Origin of the sequence: Hymenobacter taeanensis (assembly GCF_013137895.1) — a bacterium.
Lineage (GTDB): Bacteria > Bacteroidota > Bacteroidia > Cytophagales > Hymenobacteraceae > Hymenobacter > Hymenobacter taeanensis.
In genome coordinates, this window is record NZ_CP053538.1 from 624,799 (window position 1) to 641,442 (window position 16,644).

Consider the following 16,644-nt stretch of genomic DNA (forward strand, 5'->3'; position numbering starts at 1 on the left):
GTCTTATAATGTTGAGCTATATTTGATGTCTCTTCTGTAGAGTTATAAAAAAAACCAGTTTTCCCCGTACATATGCTGAAATTGACACCTCGTGCACGTAGAGCGCTCTTGCAGACTGTGAAAATAGTATTCTGCATAGCTTTCATAGCAGGAATGACTACTCAGAGTTTTGCTCAAACTACGTACCGTTGGGTAGGTGGGGTTGGCAATGGTAGTAGCGCCAACGGCTGGACTGTGGCTTCCAACTGGCTGTCGGTCTCCCCCCAGGCAGGCTTGATTAGGAGTACACCGGCCGCCACCGACATACTGATTTTTGATGGTTTAACTTCTCCTACTCAGGCTGCCCTTGTAGATTTTAACAATGAAACAATTGGGCAGCTCAGATTAATTAATAATGTAACTCTCACCCTGGAAGCCCCTTCCACTGGAAATGGTTCTGGCACACTATCTATTAATAACCCTGCGGCCGGTGATGATTTCATTATTTCTGCAGGGTCTACTATCAACTATTCTTCTTCCGCATCTACCACCAACAGATACATCACCATTTCATTAGCGCCTGGTTCTACCGGGCTAATAGAAGGCACCGTAAATCTTAATGGTAACACTAACGGCTCGCCATTAGCCCAACGCCTTATTGCCGCTAGTGCCAATGCTATTCAGGTACAGAATAACGCAACTATTATTGCTCAAAATATTATTGGTCATCCTTTTGGTACCACCGCTTCGATACCTACTGGCAATAACAATACTAACTCTGATGTATCAAGCACTGCAGGCTCAGTAGTTTTCAATGCCGGCTCAACATTCCAACACTTAACGGGCAACGATGCCTTCGGTACTGGTACAAATCCAGTTGCTGTGTTTAGAAATGGCAGCACATACAGGTACTCAGGTGGCGTATTTTCTTCAGTAGGTCAACAGTATGGTAACCTCCAACTACTCGCGGCCGCTACTGTAGCAGGCAGCAATATGACAATTCTAAATGACCTTACAGTCACTGGGGTTACGGCCAACCTGAACTCTCTTAGCACCACTATTGGTGGCAATGTGTTTGTTAACAGCAATGCCACTCCAACCGCAGGAATATTAAATTTTACTCCGGCTAGTGCAGCCAATATTACATTTAATGGCACATCTGCTCAATCAGTTGGAGGAATTGGCACTGGTACAGGTTCTGGCACTTTAACCTTTGGGCCAAACGCAAGACTTGTAGTCAACAATACAGCAGGGTCCAACACGGGAGTAAGTTTGTTAAAAACGGTCACTGTAGCAGGACTTACGCTAACTAGTGGTATTCTGACTACTCTCAGCAATGGTATTACAGTGCCTTTTAATGTTAGTACTACCTCTGACGCTCTATTAACTGGCGGCAGTGCTACGAGCTTTGTGAATGGTCCCCTCACTCGTTCAACTAATGCTACTACTACCGGACAACCTAACATTGTATACCCTATTGGCGCAATTAGGAATAATACAACACCTGTTTACCGCCCCCTGACCTTTTCTCCTACCCAGCCTTCTATCGGTTCGTATACCGCTCAGCAGTTTGAAGGCGCTCCTGCTTCCCGAGCCTTCCCTGCCTCAACCACAAACAGCATTAAACGGGTATCTCAGATACGCTATTTCACTCTTTCAGCCGGGGCTGGGGCCACTTTCAACAACGCTAGAGTAACACTGAGCTTTGGGCCAGATGACCGGGCAGATAATGCCAGCGCTTTGCGCATTGCTCAAGGCAACGGGGCTGCTTGGGTAAGTGTAGAAGGAAATACGACTTTTACTGCACCAGCTACTCCCTACGCAACGGGATCTGTTGTTTCAACTCAACCTTTCAGCACCCTGGGAGATTTTGTGTTAGCCAGCACACTCAGCTATGCCCAGGGCAATAACCCTCTGCCTGTTACTCTCGCTAGCTTCACGGCCTCACGTCAGTCACAAAATGTGTACGTAAAGTGGGCTACTGCAACAGAGAAAAACAATGCTTACTTCGAGGTTCAGCGTAGCTCCGATAGCAAAGTATTTACCTCTATTGGCAAGGTACAAGGCAACGGTACTACTAGTATGGGCGCTGCGTATAGCTTCACCGACCGTAGCCCACTGGCAGCTACTGCTTACTACCGCCTACGTCAGGTAGATACTGACGGAACGGAGTCGTACTCATCTGTGGTGGCTGTTGCTGGTACTGATAAGATTGAAGCATCATTCTACCCTAACCCCACTAACAGCCAGGTTACGTTACCGGCGGTGAGTGGCATGGTTAAATACCGTATCTACAATGCTACGGGCCAGAACGTAGCCACAGGACAAGCGGTTGGCGGCTCTACCGTTGACATCCAGCATGTACCAATGGGCGTGTATTTCCTAGAACTTATTTCTTCTGACAAGCATAACGTACAGCGCTTCGTAAAGCAATAATTCTGGTTTTACCTCTAGGTCACAAAAAAGCCCGCTCTGTAATAGAGCGGGCTTTTTTGTGACCTAGAGGTATTCAGTTCAGATACTTGCTTAGCCGTTCATGGCCATCAGGAACTCCTCGTTATCACGGGTGCCTTTCATGCGGTCCTTCAGGAACTCCATTGCTTCGGAGGCCGTCATGTCCGACATGAACTTGCGCAACACCCAAATGCGGTTAAGCTCGTCTTTGCTCATGAGCAGGTCTTCGCGGCGGGTACCGGATGCGGGTACATCAATAGCTGGGAAAATGCGCTTGTTGGCCAGTTTACGGTCGAGCTGCAATTCCATGTTACCGGTGCCTTTGAATTCCTCAAAGATTACCTCGTCCATCTTAGAGCCCGTCTCAATCAGAGCGGTAGCAATGATGGTCAGGGAGCCGCCATCTTCTACGTTACGAGCCGCACCAAAGAAACGCTTAGGCTTATGCAGCGCGTTGGCATCTACACCACCCGAGAGGATCTTGCCGGAAGCCGGCTGCACCGTGTTGTAAGCCCGCGCTAGACGTGTAATCGAGTCGAGCAGGATAACCACATCGTGACCACACTCCACGAGGCGCTTGGCCTTCTCCATGGCAATAGTGGCAATCTTCACGTGGCGGTCAGCGGTTTCGTCGAAGGTTGAGCTGAGAACTTCAGCCTTTACCGAACGAGCCATGTCCGTCACTTCTTCCGGGCGTTCGTCGATGAGCAGAATCATCAGGTACACCTCGGGGTGGTTCTCTGAAATAGCATTTGCTATTTCCTGAAGCAGCACCGTTTTACCCGTTTTAGGCTGGGCTACAATCAGGCCCCGCTGCCCCTTACCAATTGGGGCAAACAGGTCCAGAATACGCGTGCTGTACTGCGCCGACTTAGTAGTAAGCTTCAGGCGCTCTTCAGCAAACAGCGGCGTGAGGTTGTTGAAAGGAATACGGTCGCGGGCTTCATCAACCGAGCGACCATTAATGCCCTCCACTCCTACCAAAGCAAAGTACTTTTCCCCTTCGCGCGGCGGCCGGATAGTGCATTTTACCGTGTCACCGGCCTTTAAGCCAAACTGCTTTACCTGCTGCGGCGATACATAAATATCGTCGGGAGAAGCCAGGTAATTGTAAAAGGGACTACGCAGGAAACCATACCCACCATCAGGCATCATTTCCAGAGTGCCATCACCAGGAATTACAATATCAAACTCCTGACGGGCCGGGCGCTGCTCTGAGTTCTGGCGGGCTTCGCCGTTCTGACGCTGCTCTAGGCCTTGGCGGGGTTCTCCCTGACCTTGGCGCTGCTCCAAACGCTCCGCTAACCGCTGCTGACGCTGTTGCTCGCGAGCGGCGTACCGCTCCTCGCGACGCTGCTCACGGCCTTCCCGTCCATCAGGACGAGGCGTACCGTCGCGCAGGGCACGAGGGGCATCGTTACGGAACTCCCGGGGCTGATCGGCGCGGCCATCCTGACGGGGCTCCCGACCACCCTGACCACCCTCCTGACGGTTTTCGCGGAAATCACGAGGCTCCCGACCATCCCGATTGAAGCGCTGATCCCGACCATCACGTAGCGGTGCCGGAGCCGTTGGATCTATGGGCCGCAGCTCACGGGGCAAGCTTTGAGGCACAGCAGGAGCAACTGGGGCAGTTGGCGCCTCTTGCTCGGCAGGCGCCGGAGCGGCTGGAGCATCCGCTACCAATGCTTCAGGCTGAGCGTACTCGGCTGTTATGGCAGCGCCATTGGCAGCAGGCTGCATGGGCCGACCATTACGATCAGTCCGCTGCCGACGCTCTGGGCGCTGATAAATTTTGATAGGCCGCTCAGTACCATCCGGCGCAGTCTCAGTGGCCTCAGTGGCAGGCGCTTCAACAGCTACTGTAGATTCGGGCGTTTCGCTTGGCTCTGCTGCTACTACAGGAGCGGGAGCTGCCGCAACCGGAGCTTCTACGGCGGGTGCTTCTACTGGGGCCGCAGGCTCTGAGCTTACTGACTCAGGAGCCGGAGCAGCCGCTTTAGCGGCGGGGCGAGCCGGACGTGCTGTCCGGGCCGGACGAGGGGCTGGCGCGGCTTCAGCAACCGCTACTTCCTCGGCAGGAGTCTCAGCCGGGCTGTTCACCTTGGCCTTACTAGCCGCTGGCTTTACTTTTTTGGGGAGCTTATCCGGCGGCGTAATAGCTTGTTGATCAAGAATCTTATAGATAAGATCCTGCTTGCTGAGTTTTTTGAAGTTGCCGACACTTAGCTCTTCTGCAATTTCCTTTAACTCGGACAGCAGACGGTCCTTCAACTCTTCGATAGTGTACATATAAGAAGCTGGGCGAAAAAATCAGGCGGGGCACAAAGCCAAATGGGAGGCAGCACAGGCCATTCCGGACACAAGGGCAACCGCAGAGCGGTGCGCATTCAACAGGATTCGGGAACGAATACGGAGGGGTAGTAGCGGGGTGGCGCTAAAGCAAAACCGGACCGTACGCGAGAGAATATACTAACTGCGGGTCCGGTATCAGCTGCCGGCTTGCTAACGCAATGTTAGCTTAATACGGATGAACTGCCAAATCGGATACGGGAATTTTACTCCCTAAATTCCTATCAGCTTTGTAATTGGACGAATCCTGGTGAACCGGATTAAAACCAAGTAGCAACAGGGTTCTGCATTCACCTATTTACACAATTGGCTTGCTCTGCTTAACTCAAGTAATTATTAGGCTAACACCTTGATTTTCAAACAAAGTTCATCTCACCTTTTCTGTATAAACCCTAGGCACAGGTGGCATTTCAGGTTTTTAAATTTCTTTATAGTGCTTTAGACAGGACCCTGACATTTATTTTCTGACTTGATTAACCGTCGGCTTTCTGATGTAGGATGATGCAACCAGCTGTTTTCCTGCGAGTACATACCTGGCCTAGGTGGCCTACGAGTGGGTTAATCTACAAATTGTGCAGCAGCTGCGAATCATCTTCCTACTTTTGCCTTATCTAAAATCGCGTTTTCTGCCATTATGCTGCAAGTTTCCGTACTGAAAGAGCACACTGATGCGGTGCTGGCCGGCCTGGCCAAGAAGCATTATAAAACCGCTGAGGCCGATGTACAGGCTATTCTGGAGCTAGACCAGCGCCGCCGCCAACTACAAACGGAGCACGATTCGGCCCAAGCCGAGGCCAACGACCTAGCTCGCCAAATTGGTGGCCTGATGAAATCCGGCGACAAAGCAGGGGCAGAAACCCTGAAGCAGCGTACGGCGGAGCTCAAGCTGCAAACCAAAGCGCATGCCGATGAGCTGACCCAAGTGGAGTTTGCCCTGCAACAAACGCTCTACAAGCTGCCCAACCTGCCGCACAGCAGTGTACCCGAAGGCAGGAGCGCCCAGGATAATGAGGTGGTGCGCGAGGTAGGCCAGCAGCCTCAGCTTGCTGCCGATGCTCTCCCCCACTGGGAGCTCATCAAAAAGTATGATATCATCGACTTTGAGCTGGGCAACAAGATTACTGGCGCTGGCTTCCCCGTGTATAAAAAGCAGGGTGCCCGCCTGCAGCGGGCCCTTATCAACTTTTTCCTCGATGAGGCCCGCAACGCCGGATACGACGAGGTGCAGCCTCCTATCCTGGTGAATGAGGCTTCCGGGTATGGCACGGGCCAGCTCCCCGACAAAGAGGGCCAGATGTACCACGATGCTCAGGACAACCTGTATCTGATTCCGACGGCGGAGGTGCCTATCACCAACCTCTACCGCGACGAGATTATAGGTACGGAGCGTTTGCCCATCCGCAATGCGGGTTATACGCCGTGCTTCCGCCGCGAGGCCGGCAGCTGGGGCGCCGATGTGCGCGGCCTCAACCGCCTGCACCAGTTTGATAAGGTGGAGATTGTGCAGATTACTCACCCCGATCAGAGCTACACGCAGCTGGAAGAAATGCTAGGCCACATTGAGGGCTTGTTGCAGAAGCTAGAGCTCCCCTACCGCGTGCTGCGCCTCTGCGGCGGCGACATGGGCTTCACTTCAGCCCTCACTTACGACCTGGAAGTATGGAGCGCCGCGCAGGGTCGCTGGCTGGAGGTATCGTCGTGCTCTAACTTTGAAACTTACCAGGCTAATCGCCTGAAGCTGCGCTACCGCGCCGAGAACGGCAAAACGCAACTCCTGCACACACTTAACGGTTCCGCGCTGGCTCTACCGCGTATTGTAGCGGCGCTGCTAGAAAACAACCAAACCCCAGAGGGTATTCACCTGCCGAAAGCGCTACACGCTTACTGCGGATTTGATAAAATAGCATAACCAGACTGGCCTAGGCCAGTCTCAGAGCTAAACGAAGGCCTCCGTACCTAGTACGGAGGCCTTTGTTGTATAGGCGTAAATATACACTTTCACTCTTGCTGCACTTACAGCATAAACCCAAGCCGGTTCATACGTAAGAGTGGCCTACTGCTAATATTCGGCCATTTGCTCATCTATATAGCACCAGGCCCACTGCTCACCGGGCTCGGCCGATGTCACTACGGGGTGCTCAGTAGCCTTGAAATGGCGCGTTGCGTGCTTATTCTTAGAGGAGTTGCAGCAGCCAACGTGCCCGCAAGTTTGGCAAACGCGCAGATGCACCCACGTATCGCCCTGGGCTACGCACTCGGGGCAGACGTGCTCGGCGGGAGCTGGCAATAAGGTTTCAACAGATTGCAAGTGAGAGCAAATAGCCATATGCGTAGGTTGCTTTGAAAACAGCTATTAAGAGTTTACTACTGTGGTAAGTACCCGGAAGGAGCCACTGGTAAGAGCCTTCTGTACGGGGCATTTGTCGGCAATAAGATGCAGGCGCTGCAATTGCTCGGGGGTAAGTGGCCCTAGCAGGCGCAGCTCCTTGTGTACTTCCTCCAGGGTTTCGCCCGGCGACTCGCACTTATCACAGTCTTGGCGGTGCACCCGCTCGTGGCTGAGATGTACCTCAATGGCTTCCAGAGGCCATTTTTTCTGGTTGGCGTAGAGACGCAGCGTAATGGCCGTGCACGACCCCAAGGCGGAGAGCAACATATCATAGGGCGTGGGGCCGCGGTCTAGGCCACCTACGGCCACTGGCTCATCTATGAAAAAAGTATGCACTCCGGCCTGTACATCAGCTAGCAGCGCCTCAGCCCCTACGCGTACTACTACTTTCTTCTCGGTTTTCTCAAGCATAGCTACTTTCTAGGCCACTGGGGCAAGATTACAGTTCCGGCTAATTGGCCGTATACACTCATAAGGTAGCAGTTTTGCGCGCTTTTCGCTACCCACCTGGTTTACTGTTGAGCTGTACGCAAAACCTGGCCTAGCGGCCATCGTGCGCCGGAGGCAGGTCCAGATCAAACTTAATATCGCGCATGCAGCGGAAATGACCTTGGGGGCATTTCTCGTACCCAATCTTGGAGCACGGCCGGCAGCTCAGCCCTTTTACCTCCAGCACCCGAAACTCGGTGCGGTACGGGTACATGCCAAACTCTGGTACGGTGTTTCCCCACACACTATAGATTTCCTTGCGGAAAGCCGCGGCAATATGCATGAGGCCAGTATCGTGGCTTACCACAAAGCTAGCCTGCCGCACCAATGAGGCTGACTGATTCAGGGTGAATTTACCGCAAGCATTGTAGATTATCGTTCGAGCCGGTGCTTCTCCGCCGCCCAACGAAGGGAAATAATACGGGCTTTCAGGAATGCGGCCTGGGGTCGGCGGCGAAATGGCCACCTCATTGTCAAACGCCAGCTCAATAACGTGGCCGGTGCTTTCATCCTCGGGCCCACCCAATAATACCACTGGCTGGCGCAAAAGCCCGCATAATTCAATTATCCGCTCTACGGGTAAGCGTTTGGTGGCGTGCTGTGCCCCAATAGCAAAAGCCACATATCCCTTTTGAAAGCCCGGCGGCAAGATTGCGGGGTCTACTTCGTCCTCGGCTGGGATGAAGTAATCTAGGCCTTGCCCGTCGCTTTTCACGCCCAGGGGGGCGGCGGCGGCCAAATACCGGTCTACAATATGCAGGCGGGGCATTGTGTCAACCTTCCAGTTCACCAAAAGCCACTTTCGCAGATTCAGCTTATCAAAACTCGATGACTTCACGCCCAGCTGCAGTTTAATGAGCGAGGTGCGCAGGTTGTTATGCAGGTCTATTACAACATCAAACTTCTCAGCCTTTAGCTCCGCCACCAACTCCTGTAGGCCACCCGTGAGGTAGTGGCCCTTCGCCACGTACGGGTTGGGCTCAATAAGCCCGCGGTAGGCCGGTTTGGTGGCCACGTGCACCTCTGCGCCCGGCACCTGCTGCTTTAGGCCACGGAGTACCGGCGTCGTCAGGACGATATCACCAATGGAAGAAAAGCGCAGAACAAGTATTTTCATATGCTGATTTGCTGCTCGTTGACTGCTGGCTGTTGGTTGCTGCTTGAGCCATGATGTTCTTTAGGAACAACTCAAGGCTCAAGCAGCAACCAACAGCCAGCAGTCAACCGCTTACCCGAACAACGAGTCTTTGAACTCTAGCGGGGGCTTGATGGCGGCTTTGCGCTGGGCAAAGTACTCCGCCGCTTCCGCCACCGATTTAGCGTTGAACGTCATTTCCTTGGTTAAACCGCCTTTGCGGCCCATAAACACCCCGTAGCGCATATCGGCGTAGCCGTTGGTGTGGTGAGCATCGGGGTTGATGCTGAGCATTACTCCTTTGTCTAGGGCATAGTGCACCCAGCGCCAGTCCAGGTCAAGGCGCCAGGGGTTAGCGTTGATTTCGATGATGACGTTGTGCTGGGCGCAGGCATCAATCACGGCCTTATGGTCGAGGGGGTAGCCCTCGCGCCGCAGGAGTAGCCGGCCGGTAGGGTGGCCTAGCATGGTGGTATACGGGTTTTCAATGGCCCGCAGCACCCGGGTAGTGGCCTTGCGCTCATCCATGCGCAGGTTGCTGTGCACGGAGGCCACCACAAAATCAAAGGTATCCAGCACGGTGGGTGTGTAGTCCAGGGAGCCGTCGCTGAGAATATCAGACTCAATGCCTTTAAAGATCCGGAAGGGCGCCAGCTCCTGGTTTAGCTCATCTACCTCGCGCTGCTGCTGGCGCACCCGCTCCGGCGTGAGGCCGTTGGCGTAGTGGGCCGCCTGTGAATGGTCGCAGATGCCCAGATACTCGTAGCCCTGGTCGCGCAGGAAGGTGGCCATTTCGCGCAGGCTGTGGCTGCCATCAGAGTAGGTGCTATGGTTGTGCACAGAGCCCCGCAAATCCTCATTCTCTAGTAAGCGAGGTAGCTTTTGAGCCTGGGCCAGGGCTAACTCGCCTAACCCTTCGCGCAGCTCGGGCTCTACGTATTGTAGGCCAGCCTTTTGGTAAATATCCGTTTCCTGCTCAAACCGCTCCTTCTTCAGCAGCTGGCGGAGCGTGGCGGGCCGGCCGGGCGGCACCTCAGCTAACCCCTCTGATAGGTGCGCCTCGGCGGCTGAGTGCAAAAAGAGCTGATTGGTAAAGTCAGGGGGCGCTACCAGCAGCACCTCTACTTTCACTCCGGAAGGAGTTGCCGTGCCGCGCCAGGCATAGGGCCCGCTGCGGTACGGGTCGGGTGTGATGCCCTGCAGCTTATCAAGCAGCTCATGGGCGTGGGTGGGTTGGGTGGTAGCAGCCACCAGCGTAACAGTTTCCACAATTTCCAGGCGGCGGCGTACTTCGCCTCCTATACTTACCTGCTCCGTTTGGAGAGCTTCCCGCAGGTGGTTGGCCAAATCTTCGGCCAATTCTTCGGCCTGCGGATATAGCAGTTTGCCCTGGCTCTGGCTGGAAAACTCCAGCGCCGCCAGAATGGTCTCCTGGGTTTTCTTCCCAAAACCTTTCAGTTTACTGACCTCGTCATTCTCAGCGGCCTCACGCAGTTGCTCGGGGCTTTCCACGCCCAGCTCCTTCCACAGCGCCCGTATTTTCTTGGGGCCAATGCCTTTTACCTGCAGTAGCTCTACCACGCCGGGGGGCGTAATGCTTAGCAGGCGCGTGAGCTCTTCAAACGTACCGGTATCAAGCATTTCGGCTACGCGGGCGGCGGCAGTTTTGCTTAGCCCAGTGCGGTCGGGCAGGCCAGTGCGCTCTACATCAGATACCGGAAAGCCCAAGGCCTCCAGGGCACTGGCGGTGCCTTCGTAGGCCCGGATTTTAAACGGATTTTCGTCGTGCAGCTCCAGGAGCTGAGCAGCCAGACGGAAGGCACGGATAAGGGCGCGGTTGTCCACGGCAAAAGGATAAGAGGGCGGAAAGATGAGGGCGGGGCAAATGTACGGGGCAAAGTCGTAGATTGGCGGCTCGGCTGAGCTGCTCATGTTTGCGGCTAAGCTGCCCCGATATTTGGTGGCGCCTTCCTTGTTTAACGCAATTGGCTTTTTTACCGTTATCTGCAGTGTACACCGCAGTCAGTACTTGCCATCTGCTTAACCCCCATTTCTTATGCGTCTGTTCACATTGTTAGCCTGCCTGAGCGTGCTCCTGCTGGCCGCCACCTGCAAACCCGACGCCACCGCGGCCATGAAACTGCAACAACTTGAACGTACTTGGCTGCATGCCCACGAGGAAGACCAGGGCGATGTGCGCGTATACCGGCCCAATACTTACGCCTTTCCTCCCTCCCGGGGCCGCACGGGCTTTTCCTTCGACCACAATGGTCTGTTTACCCAGTTTGATATTGCTCCCACTGATGGCATAGAAGGCCGTAAAGGCCGCTGGACAGCGGAAAATGACCATACCCTCCGGATTTCGCTCGACGACAAAAAAGACCCTGATTATCTGCTGGAGGTGGTATCGTTGGAGAACGATGTGCTGAAAGTACGCCGCAAAGACCTGTAACGGGTGCAGCACTTATCCCCTTCAAGGCCTCTTAATAAGGAGGCCTTTTTTGCGCCGTACTGTGTAGTGCGCTCAGTACGCTTTACTGCAGCCTCCGAGACGGACGTGAGCAGTAGATACGGTGGAGGAGTCACGCGCCATCTTTTGTAGCTTGCAGGCCATGAACTATTGGCTTGTAAAATCTGAACCTGCGGCCTACTCCTGGGCCGATTTTAACCGCGACGGCGGCACCGACTGGACCGGCGTGCGTAACTACCAGGCACGTAATTTCCTGCAGCAGATGCAACCCGGCGACCTAGTCCTGTACTACCACAGCGTCAGCGACAAGGAAGTAGTGGGTGTGGCAGCAGTGGCTGCCGCCGCTGCCCCCGATGCCACCGCTGAGGCAGGCAGTGGCTGGGTAGCCGTGCACCTGAAGCCGCAAGAGCCTTTGGCCCAACCCGTTTCGCTGGCGCAAATCAAACAAGATCAGCGCCTGAGCCAGATAGGCCTCTTACGCCAGTCACGCCTGTCTGTAATGCCTCTGCGGGCCGAAGAATTTGATGTTATCTTAGAGCTGAGTGCCTAAGCAAACGCTGATAAACACTTTTTTAGCGGCTGCCCCATAAGGCAGCCGCTTTTTTATGCACTCCCCGTATGGAATATGTGTTGGTTAGCCATCAAGTATCCGGCAGCTACCGTGACAATGCCACTAGTTCATCGTATCTTACTAGTAGTCCTGGCTCCGCTTGGTTTACGTATATTCTTTCCTATGAAACACGCGTATTCAGCCCTTTTGCTGCTGCTGCTGAGCTGCTTGCTGGGGCCGGCTCGTGCCCAAACTCCCGCCGCTCCCATTACGCCACAGCAGCCCGTGCGCTTAGAGCTTCCGCTGGAAGCCTATAACAGTGATGTGCACCTGCAGCCAATTCCCGAAGACAGCAGCCTGGTGCTATTGGTGGAGAAGGATATACCCCTGTCTTCCAAGTCAGAGTTCTTCTTGCAGCAGTACAACCATCTGCTGCAGCCAGGGCGCAAGCAAGAACTGGAGGTACCGCGCGAATACCAGTTCAGCCAGATTTGTGCGGAGGGTTCCGATGTGTATGCGCTGTTTACTTCCTCCACGCCGGGCAAGCTCTGGGTGGCCGCTTATGATACCCGCACCGGGGAGTTGGGCAAAGGCGAGTTTGACACAAAGCTGACCCGGTACGTGCACAACATGAAAGCCCTGGGCGGCAACCTCTTTGTAACAGTAGGCCTAGAGCAGCACCTGACTATTCTGCTCCTGGATTTGCATACCGCGCAGTTCAAGTTTCTGCCCTCCGTGTATGAGCCGCTCCCGGCCACCCTCACGTTCCTGGCTGACTCCGTTACCAAGCGAGCCGAGTTTATTTTAAGTGAGTCTAACGGGTTTAAGTCGCGCTTGCAGGTAAAGCAGCTCTCTGATCAGGGGCAGCTGCTGCGCTCTGAGTTTGTGCAGGCTGAAAGCGAGCGAGGCCTTATCTCGGCTCAACTCAGCCCCGGCGACAGCGCTGCGCGCCTGCTAGCAGGCACGTATACGCTCCGCGACTCCCGCTATTCGCAGGGATTATTTGCCGCCGATTTAACGGCGGGTATAACGGAAACCGGTCAGCGCCGCTCCCTGCGCTTCTATGATTTCCTCAACTTCAAGCATTTCTTTGACTTTATGAACCCGGCGCGAGTGGAGCGCTTGCGCCAGCGGAGCCAGCGGCTGCGGGCTAGCTCCCGCCAGCAGCGGCTGCGCTACCGCCTGCTCATGCACGACATGATTCCGTTTCAGGGCGGCTATGTGCTGGTGGCGGAGGTATACTACCCGCGCTACCAGTACGGCTACGGTACCTATTACAATGCTGCGGCCTACATGCCCATGTATAATCCGCTCTATGGGCCCACCAACTACGACCGTTATAACCGTAGCAACCGCAATATAGATGGCTACCGGTTTACCCACGCCCTGGTCTGCGCCTTTGACCGGCATGGCAACTTACTGTGGGACAATTCTTTCCTGTTGAAGGATGTGGAAACCGGCGAACTGGCCGAAACTGTGCAGGTGCGTCCTATGCCTGATGGCAAGCGCTTGGTGCTTAGCTACCTCTACGAAGACAAGCTGCGCTACAAGATTATAGATCAGGCAACGGCCTCATCCAATGACTTAGAAACAATTCTGCGCACCAGCGCGGAGGCTAAACCAGAAAAAGCGCTGGATACCTCCAACTCAGAGCTGGTGGCGTGGCACGGCAGCAAGTTCCTGGCCTACGGCTATCAGCGCATCCGGTCTTCGGGGTTTACCACCAGAAACGTGTTTTTTGTGAACAGCATAGCATTTGATTAGGCATCAGCTCAGAACAGGACGCCCGCAACTGCGTATGTCAGGGGCACATCTTATTCCTTTGCAGCCGATGAAACTTCGTACCCTCTCCTTCCTTACGGTTCTGGCCTTGCTCCTGCTAGCAGGGTGCCGGGCCGGTGGGCCGGGCCAGCCAGCCCGTACTGTAGCCCAATTCTTCAGCAAGTATGAAAACCGCCCGGGCTTCAAAACCACCGACTGGTCGGCGGGGCTTACTACCCGCCTGATTTTAGGCCGGCTGGGGAAGCTAGGCGGCGACAATGAGCTCACGCAGGCCCTAAGCTCTATCAGGAGCGCTAAGGTGCTCACGTTTGCGCCCACCACCAACAGTGCCCGCAACCTGGTAGCACAAGGCCTAATTAAAGAAGTAGATGGCCTGCTGGCTAATGAGCGCTACACCCCACTCCCCTTGGATACTACTGACCGCACCACTGTGCTGCGCTACGCCACTCGCCAGCAAGGTGACCGGATAACCGAGTTTGTGGCTACCGGCAACGTGCAGGGCGCCCCCGACTCGTTTATGCTGCTTTCAGTGGGAGGCAACTTTACCCAGGAACAGTTCAACCGAATCAAGAAATTCCTCCCTAGCGTGGCCGGAGAAATAGCACGGTAGTTTATACTTATTGCCACATTAAAAAAGGCTGCCCCACCAGTGGGGCAGCCTTTTTTAGTTGCGCATATTTTGCGGTAGCCTGGCTTATGCCTGCCAAGATGTAGCAGAAGGCACACCAGTACTGGCCTAGGGTATGTGGATAGTGACCACAGAGAGAAGTTAGTACGGAGAAATCCACTCCGCAAGGAGCCACAATCCCTAACACTGGCGTTTGGCACATGGCTGCGTGTACGCTAAGTCAACTACCGCTACTGGCCTAACTAACAAGAGCCAATACTGCATAGCTAAGCGCAGCCCGTCTTCAGTAGCGCAGGTTCCTGCTCGAGCAGTGTTTAGGCTGATAGCTCAACAGGAAATTAGCCACAGGCATATACTGGCAGTTTTGGGCCGCAGCCAAGTGGCCTAGAAATACGAGTTACTTACAAACATCTACTTGAAACCACACAATGAAAAAAGCGGCGCACCTTTCGGTACGCCGCTTTTTACTTACCTGCTACTCCTGCCGGTTAGGGCTGGGGAGCATTCGGGATGAAGAACTCAAAGTGGAATTCAACCCGACGGTTCTGCGCCATGTTCTTAGCCGAAGTGTTTGGAGCAGCTGGCTCCGACTCACCACGACCTTCAGTTACAATGCGAGCGGGGTCAACCTGCTTGCCAGTGAAGTAGCGCTTCACCGAGCCAGCCCGGCGCTCCGACAGACCCTGGTTGTACTCATCGGTACCGCGTGAGTCGGCGTGGCCTACTACCCGGATGCTGTACTCTGGGTGGTCTTTCAGCGCCTGAATCATTTTGTTCAGAGCTGGGTACGAAGTGCGCTTGATCACGGTGCTGTTGGTCTCGAAGCGGATGGGTTGCTCGAGCTTCTTGATAGCCGGATCAATTTCCATGGGGCAACCATTGGCGTCTACGCGGGCACCACGAGGAGTATCGGGGCACTTATCAACGTTGTCTGGAACACCATCACCATCAGCGTCAACTACCAAGGGGCAGCCGCTAGCATCTACTTGCGTGCCAGCAGGCGTGTCGGGGCACTTGTCGTCTTTGTCAGCTACACCGTCGCCATCAGCATCTGGGCAGCCGCGCAGAGCAGCGGTACCAGCCTGGTCAGGGCATTGGTCGTCTTTGTCAGCTACACCATCGTTGTCGCGGTCGGGGCAGCCTTGCATAGCAGCCGTACCAGCTTCGGTGGGGCACTGATCCTGGTAATCTGGAACACCATCCTTGTCGCCGTCGAGGGGGCAACCGGTTTCATCCACGGCTACGCCAGCGGGCGTGTCGGGGCATTTGTCTTTGCGGTCAGAGACGCCGTCACCATCAGTGTCTTTGGCTTTGCCGAGGGCAAAGGTGAGGCCTACCGTGTGCTGCAGGAAACGGTCATCAATCTTGTTGTCGTCGCGGTTAGGCTCACCATCAATGTTGGCGCCCAGCGGGAAATGCTGGCCAGTTTGCACAAACAGGCTCACAGCATCACCGAGGCGGAAGTTCAGACCAGCGGCTCCGAACAGATCGAAGTACGTCTTATCTTCGTCGGTACGGATGGCCTGGGTGTTACGGTTGATGGTGCCCTCGCGGCTAGTGTAGGTAAAGCCAGGGGCAGCCAGCAGGTAAGGCCGCACGAACGACTCCTCTTTGAAGAGCTTCAGTTTCAGGCCTAGGTTTACGTTTACTACGTTGGTGGCAAAGTTGCTGCCGAAGTATGGGTTGCCCGCAGGAGCAGTTTTGGCAAACTCAACATAGTTACCGCTCAACATCAGGTCAAGACCATCGGTGAGGTAGCGGTTAATGGAGATGCCGGGACCGTATTCGTTGCTTTTCCACTTCCAATAATCGGAGCCGAAGCTGCCTTTGTACTGGAAAGCATTACCGGTAAGGCTGATGGCCGTTTTGCGGTCTGACGACTGCGCCTGCGCCCTCGGGGCAGCCGCCAGAAGCGACAGACCCAGGGCCGTTGTGGTTGCTAAAAGGTGTCTCATATGGGCGAAATTAGGTGAAGAAAATAGTACAGCCAGAATCCAGTGCCCGGTGAACAGCACGACCCCAGCTAAGCTGCCTATACTTTCTCCAACGAATAAAGTTGTATCCAGAGCTCCGGAAAACCATTCAGGCAGCGTCTCAAGCTAGCCTAAGTCCAACTGCAAAAGCCCTTTATATTCACTATATACATTATTTACACCCTTTATTAGCTTGCCTCATAAATTGTATTATACTCACTAAGCTGATTTAAATGACTAAGCTAAAAAAAGTTAAAAAACCACATCAACCTTCCTGTTTACTTGGCATATGAGTAAGTCAACATATAGATCTAAGGCCATTTTTCAGGTATAGCAGTGTTATTACTTCAAGAGCAATTGTAATACAGCCAGAGGCACCAGATTTTGCTCTCACTCCGCGGTTCATTTCTAAGTAAGTTCCATTTCTGGATTATTTAATTACT

Annotated in this window: 12 protein-coding genes; 6 read left to right on the forward strand and 6 right to left on the reverse strand. The window is 54.2% G+C overall.

Going from position 1 to position 16,644, the window contains the following annotated elements:
* The first annotated feature begins 117 nt into the window (after positions 1-117).
* Positions 118-2,415 carry a T9SS type A sorting domain-containing protein gene (locus tag HMJ29_RS02660; protein ID WP_171590034.1) on the forward strand — a complete coding sequence of 766 codons (2,298 nt, stop codon included), beginning with the start codon at positions 118-120 and terminating at the stop codon, positions 2,413-2,415.
* Positions 2,416-2,505: 90 nt separating this feature from the next.
* On the opposite strand, the gene rho is transcribed toward HMJ29_RS02660, so the two are convergent.
* The gene (gene rho, locus HMJ29_RS02665; protein ID WP_171590035.1) at positions 2,506-4,725 is read right to left on the reverse strand and encodes a transcription termination factor Rho; all 2,220 of its coding nucleotides are present in this window, start codon (positions 4,723-4,725) and stop codon (positions 2,506-2,508) included.
* A 694-nt stretch (positions 4,726-5,419) separates the two neighbouring features.
* Here rho and serS point away from each other — a divergent pair.
* Positions 5,420-6,694 carry a serine--tRNA ligase gene (serS, locus tag HMJ29_RS02670; protein WP_171590036.1) on the forward strand — a complete coding sequence of 425 codons (1,275 nt, stop codon included), beginning with the start codon at positions 5,420-5,422 and terminating at the stop codon, positions 6,692-6,694.
* A gap of 150 nt (positions 6,695-6,844) precedes the next feature.
* Here the strand turns inward: serS and HMJ29_RS02675 are convergent, their stop codons facing one another.
* The 4 genes from HMJ29_RS02675 to HMJ29_RS02690 form a co-directional block, all read right to left on the reverse strand.
* The gene (locus HMJ29_RS02675; protein ID WP_171590037.1) at positions 6,845-7,111 is read right to left on the reverse strand and encodes a UBP-type zinc finger domain-containing protein; all 267 of its coding nucleotides are present in this window, start codon (positions 7,109-7,111) and stop codon (positions 6,845-6,847) included.
* Between the two features lie 27 nt (positions 7,112-7,138).
* Complete coding sequence (locus tag HMJ29_RS02680; RefSeq protein ID WP_171590038.1) at positions 7,139-7,585, reverse strand: OsmC family protein; 447 nt, start codon at positions 7,583-7,585, stop codon at positions 7,139-7,141.
* A gap of 130 nt (positions 7,586-7,715) precedes the next feature.
* The gene (locus tag HMJ29_RS02685; RefSeq protein WP_171590039.1) at positions 7,716-8,780 is read right to left on the reverse strand and encodes a glycosyltransferase family 9 protein; all 1,065 of its coding nucleotides are present in this window, start codon (positions 8,778-8,780) and stop codon (positions 7,716-7,718) included.
* 111 nt (positions 8,781-8,891) lie between these two features.
* Positions 8,892-10,730 (reverse strand): DNA polymerase/3'-5' exonuclease PolX, encoded by a 1,839-nt coding sequence (locus HMJ29_RS02690; protein ID WP_244678726.1) that lies wholly within the window; start codon positions 10,728-10,730, stop codon positions 8,892-8,894.
* Positions 10,731-10,854: 124 nt separating this feature from the next.
* On the opposite strand from HMJ29_RS02690, the gene HMJ29_RS02695 reads away from it, so the two are divergent.
* The 4 genes from HMJ29_RS02695 (at position 10,855) to HMJ29_RS02710 (ending at position 14,210) form a co-directional block, all read left to right on the forward strand.
* Positions 10,855-11,250, forward strand: a complete 396-nt coding sequence (locus HMJ29_RS02695) for a hypothetical protein (protein WP_171590040.1) — start codon at positions 10,855-10,857, stop codon at positions 11,248-11,250.
* Positions 11,251-11,410: 160 nt separating this feature from the next.
* Positions 11,411-11,818, forward strand: a complete 408-nt coding sequence (locus HMJ29_RS02700) for an EVE domain-containing protein (protein ID WP_171590041.1) — start codon at positions 11,411-11,413, stop codon at positions 11,816-11,818.
* A 183-nt stretch (positions 11,819-12,001) separates the two neighbouring features.
* Positions 12,002-13,582 carry a hypothetical protein gene (locus HMJ29_RS02705; RefSeq protein ID WP_171590042.1) on the forward strand — a complete coding sequence of 527 codons (1,581 nt, stop codon included), beginning with the start codon at positions 12,002-12,004 and terminating at the stop codon, positions 13,580-13,582.
* Between the two features lie 67 nt (positions 13,583-13,649).
* Entirely contained in the window at positions 13,650-14,210 is a 561-nt protein-coding gene (locus HMJ29_RS02710) for a DUF4252 domain-containing protein (protein WP_171590043.1), read from the forward strand.
* Positions 14,211-14,716: 506 nt separating this feature from the next.
* Here the strand turns inward: HMJ29_RS02710 and HMJ29_RS20585 are convergent.
* Positions 14,717-16,183, reverse strand: a complete 1,467-nt coding sequence (locus HMJ29_RS20585; protein ID WP_171590044.1) for an OmpA family protein — start codon at positions 16,181-16,183, stop codon at positions 14,717-14,719.
* Positions 16,184-16,644: the final 461 nt, after the last annotated feature.